Source organism: Dyadobacter sp. CY351 (assembly GCF_021502625.1).
Classification (GTDB): Bacteria; Bacteroidota; Bacteroidia; order Cytophagales; family Spirosomataceae; genus Dyadobacter; species Dyadobacter chenhuakuii.
Map to the genome: position 1 here is coordinate 111,527 of NZ_JAKFFU010000002.1, position 15,680 is coordinate 127,206.

General features: G+C 45.6%; 14 protein-coding genes. 11 read left to right on the forward strand and 3 right to left on the reverse strand.

Features of this window, described 5'->3' with window-relative positions; all coding sequences use genetic code 11:
* The first annotated feature begins 4 nt into the window (after positions 1-4).
* On the forward strand, positions 5-523 hold the full coding sequence (locus tag L0660_RS02605; protein ID WP_235157562.1) for a phosphoribosyltransferase family protein: 519 nt from the start codon (positions 5-7) through the stop codon (positions 521-523).
* Here the strand turns inward: L0660_RS02605 and L0660_RS02610 are convergent, their stop codons facing one another.
* Both L0660_RS02610 and L0660_RS02615 read right to left on the reverse strand, forming a co-directional pair.
* Positions 524-2,470, reverse strand: a complete 1,947-nt coding sequence (locus L0660_RS02610; protein WP_233795415.1) for a KUP/HAK/KT family potassium transporter — start codon at positions 2,468-2,470, stop codon at positions 524-526. It lies immediately after the preceding gene.
* 183 nt (positions 2,471-2,653) lie between these two features.
* Positions 2,654-4,003, reverse strand: a complete 1,350-nt coding sequence (locus L0660_RS02615) for an Nramp family divalent metal transporter (protein ID WP_235157566.1) — start codon at positions 4,001-4,003, stop codon at positions 2,654-2,656.
* A 154-nt stretch (positions 4,004-4,157) separates the two neighbouring features.
* Here L0660_RS02615 and L0660_RS02620 point away from each other — a divergent pair, with 154 nt between their 5' ends.
* From L0660_RS02620 to L0660_RS02665, 10 genes are all read left to right on the forward strand, one after another.
* Positions 4,158-4,820, forward strand: a complete 663-nt coding sequence (locus L0660_RS02620; RefSeq protein ID WP_026630661.1) for a metal-dependent transcriptional regulator — start codon at positions 4,158-4,160, stop codon at positions 4,818-4,820.
* 19 nt (positions 4,821-4,839) lie between these two features.
* Entirely contained in the window at positions 4,840-5,916 is a 1,077-nt protein-coding gene (locus tag L0660_RS02625) for an LptF/LptG family permease (protein WP_233796326.1), read from the forward strand.
* A 2-nt stretch (positions 5,917-5,918) separates the two neighbouring features.
* Positions 5,919-6,833 carry a DMT family transporter gene (locus tag L0660_RS02630; protein ID WP_235157569.1) on the forward strand — a complete coding sequence of 305 codons (915 nt, stop codon included), beginning with the start codon at positions 5,919-5,921 and terminating at the stop codon, positions 6,831-6,833.
* A gap of 90 nt (positions 6,834-6,923) precedes the next feature.
* Positions 6,924-7,874 carry a glycosyltransferase family 2 protein gene (locus L0660_RS02635; RefSeq protein WP_233795418.1) on the forward strand — a complete coding sequence of 317 codons (951 nt, stop codon included), beginning with the start codon at positions 6,924-6,926 and terminating at the stop codon, positions 7,872-7,874.
* Positions 7,867-9,300 carry a DUF6056 family protein gene (locus L0660_RS02640; RefSeq protein ID WP_235157572.1) on the forward strand — a complete coding sequence of 478 codons (1,434 nt, stop codon included), beginning with the start codon at positions 7,867-7,869 and terminating at the stop codon, positions 9,298-9,300. The genes L0660_RS02635 and L0660_RS02640 overlap by 8 nt, the downstream gene beginning before the upstream one ends.
* Positions 9,287-10,987, forward strand: a complete 1,701-nt coding sequence (locus L0660_RS02645; protein WP_235157574.1) for a hypothetical protein — start codon at positions 9,287-9,289, stop codon at positions 10,985-10,987. Before L0660_RS02640 ends, L0660_RS02645 begins: the two co-directional genes overlap by 14 nt.
* 72 nt (positions 10,988-11,059) lie before the next feature.
* Positions 11,060-12,007: a glycosyltransferase family 2 protein gene (locus L0660_RS02650; RefSeq protein ID WP_235157576.1), complete on the forward strand. Its 948-nt coding sequence runs from the start codon at positions 11,060-11,062 to the stop codon at positions 12,005-12,007.
* Between the two features lie 4 nt (positions 12,008-12,011).
* Positions 12,012-13,472: an MBOAT family protein gene (locus L0660_RS02655; RefSeq protein ID WP_235157579.1), complete on the forward strand. Its 1,461-nt coding sequence runs from the start codon at positions 12,012-12,014 to the stop codon at positions 13,470-13,472.
* Between the two features lie 90 nt (positions 13,473-13,562).
* Positions 13,563-13,943, forward strand: coding sequence for a co-chaperone GroES family protein (locus tag L0660_RS02660; protein ID WP_233795423.1), 381 nt, complete (start codon positions 13,563-13,565; stop codon positions 13,941-13,943).
* 89 nt (positions 13,944-14,032) lie between these two features.
* The gene (locus tag L0660_RS02665) at positions 14,033-15,349 is read left to right on the forward strand and encodes a DEAD/DEAH box helicase (protein ID WP_235157582.1); all 1,317 of its coding nucleotides are present in this window, start codon (positions 14,033-14,035) and stop codon (positions 15,347-15,349) included.
* Between the two features lie 78 nt (positions 15,350-15,427).
* Here L0660_RS02665 and L0660_RS02670 read toward each other — a convergent pair whose 3' ends face one another.
* A complete protein-coding gene (locus tag L0660_RS02670) occupies positions 15,428-15,619 on the reverse strand; it encodes a cold-shock protein (RefSeq protein WP_026630672.1) in 192 nt (63 codons plus the stop codon).
* Positions 15,620-15,680 lie beyond the last annotated feature (61 nt).

Consider the following 15,680-nt stretch of genomic DNA (forward strand, 5'->3'; position numbering starts at 1 on the left):
CCCAATGACCGACAGTACAATTTCAAAGAAACGCCAGATATTAAGTCCGCTTCAAACGAGCCAGAAGATCCGCAGGATCGCGTTTGAAATATATGAGCATAATTTTGAAGAAACGAGCATTATCATCGCCGGAATAGCCGGGGAAGGTTATGCTTTTGCAAAAAGACTCGTTGCCGAGCTCACGGACATTTCCCCGCTGCATGTCGAGCTGGTTGAGCTGCGTTTTGACAAACACATTCATTTCCAGAGCCCTGTGATTTTTGACAAGGATGTTCTGATCGAAAATCAGGTCATTGTTATTGCCGACGACGTGCTGAACACCGGACGGACATTGGCATTTGCTTTGGAACCCTTCCTGAAAGTGAGTATGAAAAAAGTGCAGGTTGCCGTTGTCGTGGACAGGAGCCATCACAAATTCCCTATCCACGCAGATTACGTGGGTTATGCGCTGAGTACCACGCTTACTGAGCACGTGGAAGTGGTTTTAAGCCGTGCGGACGAAGAAGGTGTTTATTTGAAATAATCAGTTAAAAACGCGCCGCAGCTTTACATTTTCAACCGGCCTGATGATCAAAGGCACTTTCTCGATTTTCACCGAACTGCTGTCCAGTCCAAACCACTTGTCCTCAGACGTGGTGAAGTCTTTAACAAAGAAATAAGTCTTCATCACGAGCTGTTCAAACAGCGGCAGGTCGTTTTCAAATGACAGGAACCTTTCTAGCACAACAAAACGGAAATCACCCGTAATGTTCTGTCTGCTAAGGGATTCGTATCGGCTGGTAATGTCCACTTCCTTGTTCATCACCATATCCTCCACCACTTTCCGGAAGAACATATTGATCCGCTGATCCACCCGGAAGCCCAGACGGAAATTGATCTTGATTACATTATCATTGTTATCGTCGTCGGACAACACCTTGTATTCCATTGTGTACGGATCATCTGTAATGTCAACGTGGATAAACCAGTAAACGTCAGCACGTTTCGGCCGTTTTTGGAATATGGAATAAATCACTTTTGTCTCGATCTCCGTAGCCCGGGAAGCATTGGTCATGAACACCAGGTGCGTCGTGTATTTGGGAATACTGATGTCGCGGCTGAGCTCGTGCAGGGCCGGTAAATATTTTTCCAGTTTCGTGTATTCCGTCAAACGCAGCTTAATGTAGAACGCTTTAAGCCAGATCGTCATCAAACCAGCAACGACTGTTCCTACCAGAATTGTAAACCAGCCTCCGTGGGTGAATTTCAGGAGGTTAGCGCCCAGGAACATGCCTTCGATAAATAAATAGAAAAGCATGAAGGCGATCACGATCCAGAGATTTACCCGCTTGATATACAGATAATAAGAGAAGAGAATGGTCGTCATGATCATCGTCAGCGTAATGGCCAGACCATACGCAGCTTCCATATTGGATGATTTTCCAAAATATAAAACTACACCGCAGCAGCCCAGCCAAAGCAGCCAGTTGATACTCGGCACGTAGAGTTGTCCTTTTTGATCGCTTGGATAAATTAAGCGCACTTTTGGCCAGAAATTCAGGCGTATTGCTTCGGAGATTAAGGTAAATGAGCCGGTTATAACAGCCTGGCTGGCGATAATCGCTGCCAGTGTGGCTATCACAACGCCGGGCAGCAACCACCATTCGGGCATGATTTCATAGAATGGCTTGCGTGCTTCCAAAAGATTGCCCATTTCGGTAAGAAGCCATGCTCCCTGGCCGAAATAATTGAGTAACAAGCATATTTTTACAAAAATCCAGCTCACCCGGATGTTCTCCCGGCCGCAATGTCCGAGATCCGAATACAATGCTTCGGCTCCTGTTGTACAAAGAAAAACAGCTCCCAGGATCCAGAAACCGCCTGGGTGTTTGGTGATCAGGTCGTAGCCGTAGACAGGATTTAGCGCTTTTAAGATTTCCGGATGCTCCATGATCTGGTGGAGACCAAGCACGCCCAGCATCACAAACCAGGTGACCATAATAGGGCCAAAAGCACGCCCCACAACCTTTGTTCCAAATGCCTGAATGACAAAAATCAGCGTCAGGATACTGATTACGATGGGTATAGTCTGAATGTTGGGATAAATAAGCTGCAAACCTTCAACGGCAGATGATACGGAAATGGGTGGGGTAATGATCCCGTCTGCAAGCAGTGTACTGCCGCCGATCACGGCAGGGACCGTGAGCCATTTGGCGTGCTTGCGAACAAGCGCATAGAGGGCGAAAATCCCGCCTTCTCCCTTATTATCGGCTCGCAGGATGAGGATTACATATTTGACGGTTGTCTGTAAAGTAAGTGTCCAGAAAATACAGGAAATGGCGCCATAAATGATTTCTTCGGTAATGACTTCATTCAGGATGATCGCCTGCATTACGTACAGGGGCGAAGTGCCTATATCGCCATAAATAATCCCGAATGCAACCAGTACACCGGCTGCCGTAATCTTGTTCAATTTATGCTTTGATTCCATTCACTTTAGGTCGAAAAAACGGCGAAAGTTAGGAAACCGCATGCAAAAAGGTTCTTACATGGATAAAATTAATTTTCAATCAGACACTTCTTTCCGAACCTATGCGGGAAGAAGTGTGTTTTGGGCGGCAAGTTGTGGCCGGGAGCAGGGGAGACTTTGTTAAACTAAGTTAAAGTTTGAGGTTCAAAAGAAGGTTTTCCAAAGCAAAAAGAGGTTCAAACTAATAATAATCAGGGTGATTACACAGGCCAAAACGGTCAGAAATCGGGAATTGGCGAAGCGTCCCATGATCTTACTGTTGGACGTGAAGAACACCAGCGGCACCACAGCAAAGCTTAGTTGCAACGACAAAATTACCTGACTGAAAACGAGCAGGTCCGCCGTTCCTTTCTCGCCATATAATGATGAAACGATGAGTGCCGGAATGATGGCAATGCCCCGGGTTATGAGCCTGCGCAGCCAGGGTTTAAGACGGATATTTAAAAAACCCTCCATTACGATCTGCCCGGCCAATGTGCCGGTTAATGTAGAACTTTGCCCGGAAGCAAGTAAAGCCAGCGCGAAAAAGATACCCGCCAGACCTACGCCCAAAACCGGATCCAGCAGGTGATATGCGTCCGTGATGTCTGCAATTTCAAAGTGTCCGTTTGCGTGAAAAGCGGTTGCGGCGAGGATCAGGATGGAGGCGTTAATGAAGAATGCAAGTGCCAGGGAAACCGTGGAATCGATGGTTGCGAAGCGTATCGCGGATTTTTTGCCTTCGTCATTCCTGTTATACGCCCTGGTCTGGACAATGCTGGAATGCAGGTAAAGGTTATGCGGCATCACGGTAGCGCCCAAAATCCCGATCGCAATGTACAGCATTCCAGAGTCGGTCACGATTTGTGTTCTTGGGATCAAACCATCGACGATTCCGGCGATAGAAGGCTGGGATACGATCATTTCATATACGAAGCTGAGCAGGATAATGCCCATTAAACCAGCGACGATACTCTCAATAATCCGAAAGCCTTTTTGTTGAAAATAAAGAACCAGCAGCACATCAAGCGCCGTAAAAACCACGCCCACAGGCAATGGAAGCCCAAAAAGCAGGTTTAGTGCAATGGCTGAACCGATCACTTCGGCAAGGTCAGTGGCGGCAATGGCAATTTCAGAAAGTATCCAGAGCACAAATGAAACCGGCCTGGAATAGTAATCGCGGCAGGCTTGTGCAAGGTCACGTCCCGACGCAATGCCTAATTTGAGCGAAAGATGCTGCAAAAGCATCGCAAAAAGGTTGGAAATCAGGATTACAGATAACAATGTGTAGCCAAACCGCGAACCTCCTTCAATGTCCGTTGCCCAGTTTCCCGGATCGATATAACCCACGGCGACCATGAGTCCGGGGCCTGTAAAGGCCATCAGTTTTCGCCAAAATCCCGCGCCTTCCGGAACTGTTATGGATGAATGCACCTCCGATAAAGAAGCAAGTCTTCCACCTTCACCGGGTGTTACATTATGCGAGGTTTCTTTGATTTTCAAACTATCAAGCATTTTTTAAAGCAGTTGTAATAAACAATTTAGTTTACTAAAAACAAAGATAAATGTTTTCACAAATATATTTTTAGAGTAGTCTAAATTTTTTATTTTCCGATTAGTAAGTCGTACTTTTGTTCATATCAAGATTAATGCCTTGGTGATGACTTCAATGCAAAACTCCTTCACAGAAGAAAATTATTTAAAGATCATTCACTCACTTTCCGGCCGGGAGGGCGTGGAGGTCAGTACGAATGCGCTGGCAGAAAGCACATCCACCCGCGCCGCTTCCGTGACAGATATGTTACGTAAACTGGCGGAAAAAGGATTAATACATTATAAAAAATACCAGGGCGTAAGGCTTACGGACAGCGGCGAGAAGGTTGCGATCAAGGTGATCCGAAAGCATCGGCTATGGGAAGTATTTTTGGTTGAGAAATTGGGCTTTGGCTGGGATGAGGTGCACGACATTGCGGAAGAATTGGAACATATCCCATCTGAGATCCTGGTCGAGAAACTGGACACATTTCTGGGTCACCCCAGATTTGACCCTCACGGCGACCCGATCCCCGACGCCAAAGGCAACCTGACCGAGCCGGATTATACCATATTGACGGACATTCAGGTGGGTGAAAAAGTGTTGATGATGGGGGTGCTGGACCACGCACCTTCCTTTTTGCAGCATCTGGATCGGTCCGGGATTACTTTGGGCGCTGTTATAGAAGTGAAAGAAATTAATGAATATGATAAATCAGCTTCTGTACAAATAAACGGCGGTCAGACGTTGTTTATCAGTCTCGAGGTGTCCAAAAATTTACTGGTTCAGCGCCGATGAGACTTCCCCAGCCATGAGATTGAAAATACTGGATCGTTATCTGATCAAAAATTTCCTGATAACATACGTTTTCGTTGCATTCGTGATCGTGCTTATCATTTGCATGATCGATTACACGGAAAAGGTGGATGACTTTCTGGAAAAAAAGGCGCCGCTCAACGAGATCATCGTCGATTATTACTTCAACCTCATTCCTTACTGGATCAATTACATCAGTCCGCTGATGGTTTTTATTGCTACGGTTTTTTTTACTTCCCGGATTGCGGCCCGCACGGAGATCATAGCCATGCTCAGCAGCGGGATCAGCTTCGGGCGGATGCTGTTGCCTTACATGATCGGCGCAACGGTTTTAGGATGTCTAACATTCGTTCAGGTAGGCTGGATTTTGCCCAAAGCAAATAAGGTCCGTAACAGCTTTGAGAAGACTTATGTGAAGCAGGAATTCTATTTCAGCGGCCATAATGTCCACATTACCATCGCCCCGGATGTGTATGCTTACCTGGAAAGCTATAATACGATGACCAAAACCGGGAATAAATTCACGATGGAAACGATAAAGGGCAATAAGCTTTTGCAGAAATTCTACGCGGATAAAATCGTTTGGCAGCCCAAAAAAGGCAAATGGACTTTGCAAAATTACCAGGTCCGGACATTGGACAGCCTAGGTGAAAAGCTGCGTGCGGGCGCAGAAATTGACACTACGATCAATTTATCCCCCAAAGATTTTGAAAGCGATTATAACCTTTTCGAAACATTCACCTTACCTGAGCTGAATGCATACATCGACCTCCTCAAAAGTCGCGGTGCGGATGGTCTGGAAGTTTATTTAATTGAAAAATACATTCGGTTTACCCAACCTTTCGCCATTCTGATCCTTACCGCGATCGGCGTCATAGTGTCCGCCAGGAAAAGCCGGCGAGGCGTGGGCTGGCAGATTGCGCTCGGGTTTATGCTGGCATTTATTTACATATTATTCTTTCTTTTGTCAAAAGGTGTGGCGGAGGCGGGCACGATCAACACATTGTTTGCGGTTTGGCTGCCCAACATTGTTTTTTCATGCATAGGGCTGATTTTGTATAAAACATTGCCCCGTTAACCATGTTTTCACCCACGGCGCTGCGTTCATATCTGCATCTTCATTTTCTGGTCCTGATCTGGGGTTTCACGGCCATCGTGGGCCTTATGGTCACCATTTCACCCGTTTCTCTGGTTTTCTACCGGACCTTGTTTGCGGCGGTTGGGCTGGGGGCTATCATTTTCTTTAAGCAAAAGCAATTCAAAGCCGACAGCAGGGACGTGATACGGATGTTGTTGGTTGGTTTCATTTTATCCGCGCATTGGATGCTGTTTTTCGCCTCGGCTCGTGTTTCCACGGCATCGGTTTGTCTGGCAGGAATGGCCACCACATCATTATGGACGAGCTTAATTGAGCCTTTGGTCAATAAAAGAAGCGTTCGGCCGCTCGAAGTAGGGCTGGGGATTCTGGCGTTTGCGGGTTTATATGTGGTTTTCAAATTTGAATTCGACCATGCGCTGGGATTGGCACTCGCGCTGGCTTCCGCCTTGCTGGCCGCCATGTTCACCGTTGCCAACAGCAGGCTTGTGCAACGCATTGACGCTTACATCATTACATTTTATGAAATGATCGGTGCAACAGTTTTCTCATTGTTTTTTGTAATGATATTCGAATGGCAGGGCTGGTCCAACGGCGAACCTTACATTCCCGTTGCGAAAGATTGGATCTGGATCTTGTTCCTGGCGTTCATATGCACGGTTTACGCGAGCACGATGGCCACGCAGCTGATGAAGCAATTTTCGGCTTACCTCATCAATCTGACCATTAATCTGGAACCGGTTTACGGCATTGCACTGGCTTTTTTCTTTTTTGGAGAGAAAGAGCGCATGACTTCCGAATTTTACATGGGCACATTGCTGATATTACTCGCCGTGCTGCTTTACCCGATGCTGATTAATACGGTTTTAGGTAAAAAAGGCGGGGGAGTCAGGAAATAATTGGCGCAGCCGAATGCGAAGACTCAACCGATAAAAAGAGCATATTAACTTATTACTGCTATTTTTGTCGACTTAATTAAAAGGTGTTCTATGAATCCAGCGCGTTTACTTCTGGTAATTCCATGCTACAACGAAGAGGCGATATTACATCTGACCTATTCCAAACTGAGCGTTTACTACAACTCGCTCAAACAGCAGGGCCTTATTACAGAAGACAGCCGCATTTGTTTTGTGAATGATGGAAGCCGGGATAAAACCTGGAACATTATAGAATCCCTTTGCCAGCAGGACCCCAACATTATCGGCGTGGGACTATCCCGGAATTTCGGCCATCAAAGCGCTATTATGGCCGGTTTGGAAAAAAATATCGACAATTTCGACTGCTTCATCACCATCGATGCCGACTTGCAGGACGATATGAACGCCATTGCAGCCATGGTAGAAAAGCACCGGGACGGCGCCATGGTGGTTTACGGGGTAAGAGGGGACAGGAGCTCCGACAGCTGGTTCAAGCGTGTTACTGCGGAAAGTTTTTATGTATTAATGCAAAAAATGGGCGTTCCGGTTGTTTTCAATCATGCCGATTTCCGCTTAATGGACCGCCGGGTTTTGCAGGAGCTGGGTAATTTTAAAGAAATCAACATGTTTCTGCGCGGCATTGTGCCGTTGGTGGGTTTCCGGAATGATAAGGTTTACTATAACCGACTGGAACGTGAAGCCGGAGAAACGAAATATCCGCTGAGCAAAATGTTGCTTTTTGCGTGGAATGGCATCACGTCTTTTTCCACTTTCCCGATGCGCCTCGTTTTGTATTTCGGCGTTTTCAATTTTATGGTCGCAATGATCATTGTGGCTTATATCCTTTTCTCTTATCTGGTCGGTTACACGGTTCCCGGCTGGACGTCCACCATGTTGCCGCTCACGTTTTTCAGTGGTTCCAACATGATGGCGCTGGGGTTGATCGGAGAATACATTGGCAAGATTTACGAAGAAGTAAAAGGCCGTCCTCGTTACATCATTGAAAAAACTTTAAATGAATAGATTTTATCGAAAATATCGGATCGTAGGCAACTGGATCAACATTTTACTGATGGTCACAGTCCTGGCTCCGTTATTCGCGCTCTCTTATTTCAATCACCCTTCCCCGGCCGACGATTATTGTTACATTGATACGGTGTTCAAATTCGGCTGGTTCGAAGCCATGAATTACTACTATTCGGGCTGGACGGGCCGCTATTTCGGGATTTTTCTGAACCATTCCAATCCGCTTCTTTTTCACTGGATCAATGGTTTCAAGATTTTGCCGGTTATCCTGCTATCGGGAGTTGTTTTCGCCCTTTACAGTCTTTTCAGGCATCTTACGCCCACATTATCGCGCATGGCGCATTTAGGATTTGCCGGGGTTGTTTTCTTCCTGTATATCCTCAAAATCGCCAGCATGTCTGAGGCATTCTACTGGATGGCGGCGTTTGTGACTTATACGATTCCAAACATTTTTACATTGCTATGGATCGTGCTCGTGCTGCGTTGGTATCGCCAGGACACGCAAACGGCAAAGGTTATTTTAAGCAGTCTGGCCGGATTTCTGGTTTTTGCCATCGTTGGAAGCAGTGAAACCAACCTGCTCATCATTGTGCTGCTCATTGGCGCGTGGTGGGTTTACCGCATTCTTTTTCACAGGAAAGTGGATGGTTTTATGATCGCAATGCTGGCTGTCTGTGCGGTTTCCTGTTACTTGTATTTTAGCTCACCGGGCAACCAGGCGCGCATCGGCGGCAATCCATTGGGTGGGAATATTCCTTTTTCGGTTATTTCATCATTCAAAAAGCTTGCTGTACTGAGCTTCGACTGGATATTCCGTACACCGCTGATCTTCTTCTCATTGGCATGGCTGGTTGTCCTTTCCAGGCTTTCGGCCGGGGCCAGGAATTATTTTTCAATTCCGGTCTGGTATGCAATGCTTTTGTTCATTGGTGTCCTATCGGCCCAGCTTTTCCCTTCGTATTATGGGGTAGGAATTGAGCCGACGCCGCGTGTGATAAATTGTGTTTATTTCTTTTTCCTGATCGGCTGGTTTTATGTGATCGGGGTGGTTTTTCATTATTTCAAAAAAAGCACGACCAGTCCATTTCAATTCTCAATGGTTCGATACGGCATACTTTACGCAGTTTTGACGCTGTCTATAAGCCTGTCATTTTACCGCAGCGCCAATGTTCGTTTAATGTATTCAGATCTGATAAATGGGAAAGCAGCAGCATTTGATAAAGAAATGTATGCGCGCTATGATATGTTGCGCAGCTCCAAGGAAAGCACCGTTTATCTGCCGCCGATCCATTCTAAGCCGTTCTCAATTTTTGTAGACGACGACATCAAGGACAATCCCGACCATTGGTGGAACAAATGCATGGCCGGATATTTCGGCAGGAAAGTAATTATCATGAAAGATTCGCAAGGTGAACAGCAATAAAAAGTTAGCTATAAGTGCCGCCATGACGCTGCCCGTGCTGCTTTGGGTGTTTGTCATCTTATATTATTCCGTCAACCTGCCCTGGTACGACGATTTTGACCCGTTTCCGGATTTCCTGCGAAAGTGGATCACCGATCCTTCTTTTTCCGACCGGTTAACATTGCTATTTCAGCCTAATAACGAACACCGTATGGTGATCGGGAAGCTCGTCACACTTGCTTACTATTGGGTTACCGGGCACTTGAATTTCACATTCCTGCACATTGCCGGGGCTTGTTTTACGCTGGGCACATTAAGGATTTTCTGGCTTTCCTTTGCCAGGACGAAGATCAATTGGTGGTATTTTTTGCCGGTCCCATTTTTGCTTTTCCAATTACAATATCACCTTGTTTTCCTCTGGGCGATATGCAGCTTGCAGCACCAGCCGGTGGTGTTTTTTATCAGCCTTTCCATGTTTCTCTTGTCTAGGGAAAGGTTTGGCTGGGCGGTTTTGGCGGCTGTATGTGCCACTTATGCCATGAGTAACGGGATTTTCGTTTGGCCGGCGGGTGTGATGATACTTCTTTTAAGATCCAATTATAAACAGCTTACCGTCTGGCTCATAGCGGGCGCGGTTGCCGTAGGGCTTTATTTTTACGGAATGTCGGCCCAGGGCAACGAATCCAGCATGGAGTTCTTTGCAAAATATCCACATTTATCCGTTTTGGGCTTCTTTGCATTTTTGGGTGGTCTGTTCGATTTTTTTCCGGAGAAAACCATTGTCGTCCGCTCCGCATTGCCTGTTCTGATGGGCTTTTTGGTGACGATCTGGATTGCGATCTGGTTGTATAAACAACTCCTTCCCTGGCTTACACGCACATTCAACCGGCCTAAAAACATCCCTTACACAGGTCAGGAAACCTCAATCGACAAGAAGAAGCAGGATATGTTCTTGCTGGGTATTTTGACATTTCTGTTAGTCAATGCATTGATTATCGGTTTGTTACGGCCTCGTTTCGGCTTCTTTGTAATGATCGTCAGCAATTACAAAATGTATCCTGCACTGTTTTTAACCGTTGCTTATCTTACATTCATCAATACTATAAAGGGAAAGCAAGTCCAGGAATGGATATTCCAATTTGCTTTGACAACGAGTGTGATCATCTGGGGATTTTCTATTTACGGTTACCTGCCGGTCATTGCTGAAAGGAATAAATATCTGACAGTCAATGGTTATAACCAGGAGCATAATGGATTTGGACTGGGCCATGTCCCGTTTTCGACAAGCGCAGCTTATGTAGACACCATGATGAAGCAGATGGTAAGCCGGGATGTTTATAAATATCCGGATGCGCCCGAAAAGCTGGCAACGGAAATTAGGAAGATGCAAAATCCAATGCCGGCAGAAGAAGGCATTTTGATCTCCACACATGGCAACGTTTTACATATTCATGATCCGCAAAGCAGCATGTGGCTCAATCGTAACAATGGTCATTATGCCTTTGTCAGAGACGCCAGGCAGCTTTATTTCTTCAAAATGACTCCTCAGGCATACTCAGGCAGGAACATTTTCAAGCAATATGACAAAGGGGCCGACACTGAAATCCCACTCACTGCTCTCAAACCCGGATCGTATGATTTGGGCATCATTCACGTGGAAAACGGAAAGTCGCAAGGTGGTATTCTTAGAAAAATTACAATCCCATAAATCATTCGGGCACTTGATAATGCGCTGAAAGGTGTATTTTTGCCGCCATAGGTCAAATAGCCAAACAGAAGAATGTCTCAAATCCCTCAGATATCCATTGTCGCGCCGCTTTATAATGAGTCCGAGTCATTTCCCATGCTCATTCAGCGAATCAATGCATTGATGGATTCCAGTCCGATCTCTATTGAAGTAGTGCTTATCGATGATGGAAGTAAAGATGATACAGCATTAAGAATCAGGCAGCTGGCACTTACAGACGAACGTTATCATGGTGTATTTTTATCTCGAAACCATGGTCACCAGCTTGCATTGACAGCCGGAATTGCAGCAGCCCGTGGAAGTGAGGCGCTTTTCGTCATTGATGGCGATTTGCAAGATCCGCCCGAATTGCTTCCGGATTTTTATAAATTACTGAAAGAAGGGAATGATGTGGTTTACGCGGTCCGTAAAAAGCGTAAGGAAGGTTTTGTGAAAAAAATGGGCTATCATTTCTTCTACCGCATTCTACGTTCTATTTCATATGTGGAGATCCCGCTGGACAGCGGTGATTTCGCGCTGATAAGCCGCCGGGTTGTAGATGTGCTGAATAAAATGCCCGAAGAAAGCCGTTATTTGAGGGGAATGCGCTCCTGGATCGGTTTCAAACAGGTTGGTTTTGAGTATGAAAGAGATGCAAGGGCTGCGGGGGAATCCAAATATTCGTTCAAGCAATTATTCCAGCTTGCTTACAACGGGATTTTCAATTTTAGTGAATTTCCGATCAAATTCATGAGTCGGGTAGGGGTGATTGCCATCCTTATTTCCTTGTTTTATTTCATTGTTGTCGTGGTTAAAAAGATGTTTTTTGCCCAGGTTATCGAGGGTTTTACGTCTTTGTTGTTTGTGATTATCCTGTTCAGCGGCGTGCAGTTACTGGCGCTGGGCATCATTGGAGAATACGTTCTCCGCATATTTTTTCAGTCCAAAAATCGCCCTTTGTTTATTATTAAAGAGGAGATAGTCAACCGAGAGTACATTTGAGCTGATGCTGTTTACCGATATACAATTTATCATTTTCTTTATTGTCGTTACGCTGGCTTATTTCAGCCTGTCGTGGCGTGGGCGGTGGATGCTTTTGCTGGCAGCCAGTTGCTACTTTTACATGGTTTTCAAGCCGATCTTTATCCTGATCCTGTTTGGAACCATCGTAATCGACTATTATGCAGGCATTTGGATAGAACAATCAAATGATCAGAAACGAAAAAAGTTGCTGCTGATCATTAGCTTGATTTCCAACATCGGGATTCTCGCATTCTTCAAATACTACGATTTTTTACAGGATTCCATCAACAGCGTGCTCGCCAGTTTCGATTTGCGGCCCGCCGTTCCGGCATTAACGAGGCTTGTCCCCAGCCGCATAGCCGAATGGATGACGACTGGCGAAGGAAAGATCTTGCTTCCGATCGGCTTGTCATTTCACACTTTCCAGGCCATGAGTTATACCATTGAAGTCTACCGGGGTAACCAGACCGCCGAGCGACATTTTGGTATTTACGCATTGTATGTCATGTTTTACCCACAGCTGGTCGCCGGTCCGATTGAGCGTCCGCAAAACATGCTTTTCCAATTTCATTCGTATTTCAAATATGATTTTGAGCTGGTTAAGTCGGGATTAATGCAAATGGCCTTTGGGTTTTTTAAGAAAATGGTGATTGCAGACCGGCTTTCCGTGTTCGTGGACTATGCCTATGATCCGGCCTCCGACCATAACGGACTCACGTTACTTACTGCCACCGCATTTTATTCGTTTCAGATTTACTGCGATTTTTCCGGCTATTCCGACATTGCCATTGGTGCTGCCAGGGTAATGGGTTTCACATTGATGGACAATTTCCGGTCGCCATATGAGTCCAGATCCATTCCCGAATTCTGGGGAAGATGGCATATTTCGCTTTCCACATGGTTCAGGGATTATTTATATATTCCATTGGGAGGCAACCGGCGTGGAGAGTTTATCAAATTCCGCAACCTGATGATCGTCTTCATGGTCAGCGGATTATGGCACGGAACAAGTTGGAGCTTTGTCATATGGGGCGCTTTGCACGGATTTTACCAGATTACGGCCCTTCTGCGCGACAAATATTTGAAGCGGGCGAATATTCAAATCCCCGATAACTTCTTTGTACGGACCGTTAATGTGCTGCTGACCTTTGCTTTGGTAACCTTAGCCTGGATATTTTTCAGGAACTCACTCAGCCGCTCAATGGTGATTTTTGAGAAGATAGGGAGTCTTTCCCTGTCAGATCAGATATTAAGCCCATTCAATCACGTAGAAATGTGGTTCTGCGTATTCCTGATCGGATTTTTACTTTGGAAAGAACATTACTTCGAAAAAATTCCAACCCGCAGCACTGCCGTATTTTTTATATTATTCCCCATCATTGCCTTCCTGACTTACTTTTTAGGTGTTATTACTGAAAATCAGTTCATTTATTTTCAGTTTTAGGAAGAAAAAAGGAAAAACATTTGCGTTGGAATTTTTGTTACCAGATGTGGGATGGATGATTAATGTCTTTTAGATTAACGATTTAATAAAATGTACGAAGTAACAGCCGATAACAAATTAAGAAGCCTTATAGTTGTGGGTGATCGCGTTTTGATCCGCCCGAAAAGCCCGAGTGACCGCACAAACAGTGGCCTTTATCTGCCACCGACCATCACGGAAAGGGAACAGGTGCAAAGCGGTTATGTTATTAAAGTAGGCCCGGGTTACCCAATTCCGGTTGCCGCAGAGGACGAGCCGTGGAAGGAGACTGAGGAAAAAGTAAAATATATGCCTTTGCAATCCAAAGAAGGCGATTTAGCCATATATCTGCAACGTAACGCCATTGACCTGGAATACGACGGCCAGAAATACGTCATCGTTCCGCAAGCCTCTATTTTAATGCTGGAACGCTCGGAGGATTTGTACGATTAACAGCCCGGATTTCAATTGCCCCGTATTTAATCCAGCCCGGATTTACATTGCCCCGGATTTTAATCCGGGGCTAACTATTATCTTTGGCTATGACAAATCCGGAAAATACGACAATAAATCTTGCTGGCCTGGGCATTACAGCGCTGAACGAAATGCAGCAACAGGCCAATGAGGCGATTCAGCAAAACAGCGAAGTAGTGCTGCTGGCACCAACTGGTTCAGGAAAAACACTCGCTTTTTTACTTCCGGTGGCATCCATTTTGAAACCGGAATCCGATCATGTGCAATGCATGGTTATCGTTCCCACGCGGGAACTCGCGCTCCAAATCGAGCAGGTTTGGAAGAAAATGTCGACCGGATTTAAGGTTACGTGCTGCTATGGCGGTCATGATATGCAGACTGAGATAAGAAGCCTGGTGGAAGCGCCCGCCTTGATCGTGGGAACGCCGGGCCGCATTCTGGATCACATTCGCAGAAACTCGTTTACCGGCAGGCACATTTCCACGCTTATTTTGGATGAGTTTGATAAGTCCCTGGAACTGGGTTTTCAGGAAGAAATGTCAGAGATCGTCCGGAATTTGAGGAATGTAAAAAAGAAGGTTTTGGTTTCTGCTACAACCACTAAAATTCCCGCATTTACCAGCATTAAGGCACCCGTTACCGTTGATTTTGTAACAAATAAAAACAAAAGCGAAGGGCTCACAGTGGTTCAGGTGTTGGCTGAAAAGGACAAAATGACCACACTGGTGAAGTTACTGAGCTATTTGGGAGCCGAATCAACATTGATCTTCTGCAACCAACGGGATTCGGTAGAACGCATTAGCGCCGTGTTGAAAGAAGAAGGCATAGACTGCGCGTTTTTCCATGGGAAATTGGAGCAGGAAGAGCGCGAACGGACATTAATCCGCTTCCGTAACGGTTCGGTGCTTTTCCTTGCTGCAACCGATCTGGCCGCCCGCGGGCTTGACATTCCGGATATGAAGCACGTGATCCACTTCGAATTACCGATGAAAGGCGACGAATTCACGCATAGGAACGGCCGCACCGCACGCATGCTAGCAGAGGGGACGGCTTATATTTTAATGGATAGGGAAGACAAGTTGCCCGATTACATCATTGGCAAGCCCAAAGTTCTGGATCTTCCGGCAAAACTGGCCGCGCCGCCGGTTTCGGATTGGGTGACGATTTACATTAGCGGCGGCAAAAAAAGCAAGCTCAATAAAATGGATATTGTTGGTTTCCTTCTGCAAAAGGGCAAACTGGAAAAGCAGGATCTCGGATTAATCGAGGTGAAGGATAATATTTCGTTTGCGGCCGTGAAACGCGGAAGAGCCAAAGCTATGCTGCAATTGATTTCGGCAGAAAAGATGAAAGGGAAGAAGTATAAGATAGAAATTGCGAGGTAGTTCCACTGAAAGAACCGAAAGGGCATAAAAAAAGCATGCAGTACAGCATGCTTTCGAAATGTCTTATTATGACTAAACTTAGATAACGCGAACGTTAACAGCGTTTAGACCTTTTTTTCCATTTTCTACGTCGTAAGACACTTTGTCATTCTCACGGATGTCGTCTTGAAGACCTGAAACGTGAACGAAAATGTCCTTCTCACCAGTTGATGGTTGGATGAATCCAAATCCTTTGGAGTCATTGAAAAACTTTACTGTACCTTCTGCCATTAGTATTGATCTTATATTTTTAAAAACCAAATGTATACAGAAAATATCTAAAAGCAAGATA

Bases quoted from the DNA above. Each gene is read 5' to 3' on its own strand.
- L0660_RS02605 (WP_235157562.1), top strand. From the start codon at position 5: ATGACCGACAGTACAATTTCAAAGAAACGCCAGATATTAAGTCCGCTT.
- L0660_RS02610 (WP_233795415.1), bottom strand. From the start codon at position 2,470: ATGGAATCAAAGCATAAATTGAACAAGATTACGGCAGCCGGTGTACTG.
- L0660_RS02615 (WP_235157566.1), bottom strand. From the start codon at position 4,003: ATGCTTGATAGTTTGAAAATCAAAGAAACCTCGCATAATGTAACACCC.
- L0660_RS02620 (WP_026630661.1), top strand. From the start codon at position 4,158: ATGCAAAACTCCTTCACAGAAGAAAATTATTTAAAGATCATTCACTCA.
- L0660_RS02630 (WP_235157569.1), top strand. From the start codon at position 5,919: ATGTTTTCACCCACGGCGCTGCGTTCATATCTGCATCTTCATTTTCTG.
- L0660_RS02635 (WP_233795418.1), top strand. From the start codon at position 6,924: ATGAATCCAGCGCGTTTACTTCTGGTAATTCCATGCTACAACGAAGAG.
- L0660_RS02640 (WP_235157572.1), top strand. From the start codon at position 7,867: ATGAATAGATTTTATCGAAAATATCGGATCGTAGGCAACTGGATCAAC.
- L0660_RS02650 (WP_235157576.1), top strand. From the start codon at position 11,060: ATGTCTCAAATCCCTCAGATATCCATTGTCGCGCCGCTTTATAATGAG.
- L0660_RS02655 (WP_235157579.1), top strand. From the start codon at position 12,012: ATGCTGTTTACCGATATACAATTTATCATTTTCTTTATTGTCGTTACG.
- L0660_RS02660 (WP_233795423.1), top strand. From the start codon at position 13,563: ATGTACGAAGTAACAGCCGATAACAAATTAAGAAGCCTTATAGTTGTG.
- L0660_RS02665 (WP_235157582.1), top strand. From the start codon at position 14,033: ATGACAAATCCGGAAAATACGACAATAAATCTTGCTGGCCTGGGCATT.
- L0660_RS02670 (WP_026630672.1), bottom strand. From the start codon at position 15,619: ATGGCAGAAGGTACAGTAAAGTTTTTCAATGACTCCAAAGGATTTGGA.